At 29.7% G+C, this 6,315-nt stretch carries 3 protein-coding genes; all 3 read right to left on the bottom strand.

Annotation, left to right across the window (positions count from 1 at the left end; translation table 11 throughout):
- Window positions 1-3,831: beta strand repeat-containing protein (locus tag ACRC03_RS18880; protein WP_438654157.1), on the bottom strand; the 3,831-nt coding region annotated here is incomplete at its 3' end.
- 353 nt (window positions 3,832-4,184) lie between these two features.
- Window positions 4,185-5,867, bottom strand: a complete 1,683-nt coding sequence (locus ACRC03_RS18875; protein ID WP_438654156.1) for an AAA family ATPase — start codon at window positions 5,865-5,867, stop codon at window positions 4,185-4,187.
- A gap of 267 nt (window positions 5,868-6,134) precedes the next feature.
- Window positions 6,135-6,315, bottom strand: a 181-nt coding sequence (locus ACRC03_RS18870) for a hypothetical protein (protein WP_438654155.1), incomplete at its 5' end; no start/stop codon positions are given.

Genomic DNA, 6,315 nt, shown 5'->3' with positions numbered 1-6,315 from the left:
TGTAAATTTTAATATATTTCCTAAAGTAGCATGATTTATTGTAGTATATGCAGTATTAGTATTATGAACACCACTTGAAGTAGTTAATAGAGTTGGGTCAACTACAAAGTTATATCCAACTGTTCCTGTATTAGGTATCGGATTTGTCGTTGGTATACTATTAACGTAAACTTCAAATGTTACTGTAAAAGTTGAAGCAGCAGGTATTGTACCTATAGTAAATCCACTAGGAGGACTTGGATTTGCGCCACCTTTTTGAACTCCATTTACAAATACTGAATTTAACACAAAGAACGTTCCAGTAGGAATAGTATCTACAAATACTACATTATCAGCAGTAGTATTTCCACTGTTTACTATAGTTATAGTGTAAGTTAAAGTAGTAGGAACATCTGAAAATGCTTTGTCTACACCTTTTATAACATTACTCAAATCAGCAAAATAAACTTTACTAAAAACTGTATTTGTATTTCCTCCAGCACTTATAGTAGTTCCTGTTATAGGGTTTACTATATAATTTCCTATTAAGCTTGCAGTATTAGGAATAGAGTTTGGTGATGGTATAGTATTTACAATTACTTTAAATGATATTGTAGCAATCCCTCCTATAGGGATTGTTCCAATACTAGCACCTAATGGTTGATCTGGATTTTCACCTGGTAAGGTTACTCCATTTAACACAAATGAATTATTAATAAATGTTGTAGCATTTGGAATTGTATCAAAAAATACTAAATTTTCCATAGTTGAATTTCCAGTATTTTCAAGAGTTACAGTATAAGTCAAAGTATCTCCTACCGTTGTAAAGTCCTTATCAACGCTCTTAATTAATCCAGTTAAATTTGAGTAATTTATTTGAGTAGTTACTATATTTGATACATCACTTTGTTTTACTGGTGTTAAAGTAGTGCTATATATAAGTGTAGTATCATTAGGTATCGGATTAATAGTTGGAATAGTATTTACAATTACTTTGAAATTTACACTAACCATTTGACCAGCTGATAATGTTCCTGTATTTATTCCATTAGGTGCTGTAACTGTGGCACCTGGTATTAACATTGAGTTAACTGTTACTGAATTTGGTACAAATGTTGTTCCATCAGGTATAGTATCTACAAATATTACATCAGTTTGATCCACACCTAAAACTTCTAACCATCCTAATGTGTAAGTTAATGTATCTCCTACTGTTGCATATTGCTTATCTACTGTTTTGAAAGGGTTACTATTTGGATATATATATGTTGATACTGTATTAGTGTTATTTATACCACCTCCACTAGTTCCACTTGCTGTATCAGTATATCTGTAACTTGTTGTACCTATATTTGTAATAGGATTCGGTGATGGTATTGTATTTACTACTACTTGGAATGTTAGTGTAGTACTTTGATTTACTCCTAAATCTGGTATAGTTACTCCAGAGGGTGGATTTAGTGTAGCTGAAGTTATAGTTGTTCCATCTATTTGAATAGAATCGTTAACAAATGTTGTACCATTTGGAGTAGTATCTGTAAAGAATATATTATGAGCTGTTGTAGTTCCAGTGTTTCTAAAGCCTATTGTATAAGTAATTGTATTGCCAATAAATCCTCCTGGTACGTTAACTGATTTTGTAGGTAAAATTATTGCAGTTCTAGCTATAGTTGTATTTACTATATTACTATTTGCACTGCCCGTTGTAGAAGTAACAACACTTGGATCAACTTGATATATAAATGTTGTAGTTGCACTATTTAAAACATTATTTGGCGATGGTATAGTATTTACTGTTACTTTAAACGTTACTTTAAACGTTTCACCTGATGGTATTGTACCTATATTAACACCAGGAGGTTGTGGACTTACTCCAGACTTTACTACACCATTTACTGTAAATGAGTTTGGTACATATATTGTACCAGTTGGTATTGTATCTATAAAAATTACAGAATTAGCATTGGTAGTTCCTGTATTAGGAATACTAATTGTATAAGTTAACTCATCACCAATAATTGCAAAATCTTTGTTAACAACCTTAATTATACTTGATAAATCTGCTCTATTTATAAAAGTATTAGCTATATTTGTATTGGAAGAACCATTTCCAACTACATTTGGAACTGTTGAGTTATCTATTGTATATTGAAAGATTTGAGTTGCAGAGTTTGGTATTGGATTAGGACTAGGCAATGTAATAACCCTTACTTGGAATGTTAGTGTTGAGGTACTACTTCTTCCAATCGGATTTGATAGTGTTATTCCAGGAGGGTTTGGACTTCCACTAACAGCAGTAGCATCTTGTCTTAGTGAGTTTGTTACAAATGTAGTTCCATTTGGTATTGTATCTATAAATAATATATTTATTGCTGTAGTATTTCCAATATTAGTTATCGGTATAGTATAAGTTAAAACATCTCCTATATTAGCGTAAGGTTTACTTATCTTAGTTGATGTTAAACTTACAGCTCCTAGTATCGTTGTTGTAACCGTATTTGAATTTGTAGGTATTGTTACATTTATAGGAATTAAATTATTATATCCAATAGCAGTTGCATTATTTTTAACAGTATTATTTACAACTTGGGTAGTTTGTAATGCTACTTGGAATGTTAATGTCGTAACACCAATTGGTAATGTTCCAATATTTACTCCACTTGGTGGTGCAACTGAACCTGGCACTGATACTCCATTTATTGTTATACTGTTGGCTATAAAACTACTTCCTGTTGGTATAGTGTCTTTAAATACAGTATTACTTATAGTCAACGGCCCCTGATTATTTAACTCTATAGTGTATGTTAATATATCTCCTGGCAGTGTTTTTACCTTATCTACTATTTTAGTTGCAGTTAATGTTGATGTTATAGCAGTATTTGTTATAGTAGTTACCATCCAGTCTCCAAGTTTGGCAGTTATAGTTTCACCAAGTGTTCCACTTGATGGTACTGTACTTCCTCCTGGAGTAAAGTTAGCATTTTGTACAGTAGTTTTATAATTAGTTCCAAGGGTACCTATACTACCTGGTGCCATGCTTTCATTAATAATAAAAGATGAACTACTAATACTATCTAATGTTACATACAAATAAGGGCTTTGTAGTTGAGTACCATTTGAATTCCCTGTTGTTATGGTTGTTGAACTTATAGTTGCTCCTGTTATAGATAAGTCAAATTGGTCATTTGAATACACTCTATTATTAATTACTTTATTGACTTGAGCTTTTGTTAATATAACACCAAATGCTACACCTTCTAATCCACCAGTACCAAATAAAGTTATGTCAATATTTTTAGGCGATGTTGTAGTTAAAATTAATGAATGATAATTTGTAGATATTCCAGTAGCCGTCACGGTAGGTGTTCCTAATCCGACAAATGAAGGTGAGTTTCCGGCACCTATATTTCCTATTTGATCCCATACTCCTCCATCAGTGTTAAATATTAAATTTTCTCCTGTACTGGTTGCTTCTCCATCTGCTGTAACTATGGTATAGTCTGGAATTGTTATTCCTAGATGATCTTTTACTACTATATCACTAAAACTAAGAATACTTCTATATGCAGCACCGCCTAATGAATACATAATCACAGATCCTGTAACTCCTTGATATCCTCCTGCATTTCCAAAAGGTGCCGCTCCAAATGTTGGCGCATTTGTTCCTATATATGACCTATTCCCTGAAACATCAGTATTTGTCAAATTAAATAAAATTGTTGACCCATCTCTTAATGTACCATTTACTATTGTTGCTGTATTTGGATTCAAAGCCGTTGTTGAAAAATTCACCCACCCTATAGCACCAGCCAAAGGTCCACTTCCTACTGGTGCATAACTTGCATTAGCCAATTTTCATCATCCCTTTCTTTTATAAACATTACTATTTATCTTGCATATAGTTATTTATAATAATATATGAGTGTATATCTAATAAGAGCTAGTCTCAAAAATTTTAAAATGTTGGAGTTACCCATTATAGGTTCAACTATAGAAATTCCTAAGCTGTCAGATAATGAAACCATATCATTGAAAGTAGGATTAATTATATTTCACGATATCGTGATTTATATTTTATATGAGACTAATGAATTTAAATATTATAAACTAAAGGGTTTGCTGTTACTGTTTTGATTTTTTAGTATATAATGTAAAAGACCTAGAAAGTATTTTTAAAGTTAACACTTTCTAGGTCTTTTCGTTATTTATTCAGCTTGTTCAATCAAAACTTCCTTGCCTTTAAATGATAGGGCAACTTTTATAATATTATTAATTCCACGATTTATTAATTCTGTATCGTATAGTTTTTTATCTATTTGTTTTAAAGCAACTTCTAGACCTTTTTCTAAGGTCATTTTTGAATTTACTCTTATGCTTTTAAATTCCATAATTATAGCTATTTTAGAACTAGGATTCCCTTTTGGTATAAGGCATACATCATATCTACCCAGTCCAGATTCTCTATTTGAAATAACTTCATGAGTTGAACTTAAAGAAACAAGCATACCTAAAACAAATGCATGATAAACTTTTTCTGGGTTTTGACCACCTACATCAAAGTAACTAAAGCTAGTAAGTACATAGCTAGAGAAATATTCTTCAAATAACTCTATATCTCCTATTGTTAAGGCTTTAAGGATTTTAGTAAAATCATTAGATATAAACCCTTCTCTAAACCATTTTTTTATAATGTCTCTATAAAGAGTTCGTATTTCTTTGTTAGGTATAGATAGTTTATAAATAAATAATTCATCATCTTCATCTTTATATTTTTCTATAGCTTTAAGATATCCTGATAATAATAAAAAGCTCCAAATATTTTCATTTCCTAAATCTATTTCACACATTACTACATCTTCATTTATTATAGTTTCAACATATCCACCATTATATAAATTTTCAAGTCCAAGCTTTATATCTTCATCACCTTTTGCAAGTAAACTTTTAATAATACTGTTTTCAGAAGTATTCACCCAATAAGGCATGAATTCTCTATCTGGTTTATTAATGTATGAAAGAACCGACCAAGGATTGTATATTGTAGTACTACCGAAAATATATCCATTATACCAAGATTTGAATGTTTCTATTTGTTCATCTAAGTTATAGTATTTTAACAATTCTACGGTTTCTTCTTCTGTAAATCCAAATTTATCACTATATTTTTCTCCTAAAATACTATAAACTTCAAGGTTATTTAGTCCTGAAAAAATTGTTTCTTTAGCAACTCTAAGTATTCCTGTAACGAAAGCTTTTTCAAGATTTATATTGTCCTTTAATGCTGCTGATAAAAAGTTTCTTATAAAACCTATCATCTCTGGATAATAATTTTTAAAATGACTTTCGTGAATAGGAGTATCATATTCATCAATAAGTATTATTACTTTTTGATTATAGTACTTATTTAGATATTCACTTAGTTTTAGTAGTGATACTTCAAGTTCTGATATCGTACTTGTTCTATATAAAATATCATTAAAATATGTTTTTTCAGCAGAATCAAGTGTATTTAATAAATATTTAAAAGATATATAAAGACTAGACATCTTATGTCTAAATATATCTATGAAGTTATTAAAATTAGCATGTTTATCATCTTTAAATGTAATGTACACAAGAGGATACTTTCCTTGTTTTTTCATAATTTCAGTTTCATTTTCTATTTTCAAGTTTTTAAAAAGGTATGATCTATCTTCATCACATTTTTCTAAAAAGTATTTTAAAATAGATAGATTAAAAGTTTTTCCAAAACGTCTTGGTCTTGGTAGTAAAACTATTTCTCCACTATCTTCTAAAAATTCTTTAATTATCAATGTTTTATCTATGAAATAATAATTATTATCTATTATTTTTTTAAAATTGCTAGTTCCTAAACTTATTTTTTTCAAACTAAATCACCTCGCATTAGTTGTAGTTATCATATTTAATATTATAACCATAGTATAATCTTTAAACAACAGATTGTTATTAATCTAATTTTGCATTAATAATATTTCACGATATCGTCATAGCCGTCAACCTAAGATATATCCAGATATATGATTAGCCTGACGGCTATGACGCTAACGAGACAAATTTAAAATTAATATATAAAATAAAAATACCTAAAGAGTATTTTTAAATCTAATACTCTCTAGGTATATATATTTAAAGTTCTAACAAATTACTTGAACTTTAAAAGTTACTATTGAAGTATTTCCAGCAGGCACAGTTCCAACATTTATACTAGCTGGTGTTCCACCTATTGGATTGCCATCTACTTGTAAAGAACCTGGTACATAAATTGTTCCATTTGGTACAGTATCGCTTAAAACTACATTAAGAGCATCTACATTA

Origin of the sequence: Romboutsia sp., from assembly GCF_051659545.1 — a bacterium.
Lineage (GTDB): Bacteria > Bacillota > Clostridia > Peptostreptococcales > Peptostreptococcaceae > JBOFOR01.
Note: the sequence above shows the minus strand (reverse complement) of the source record. Positions and strands in the feature narration are given on the sequence as shown.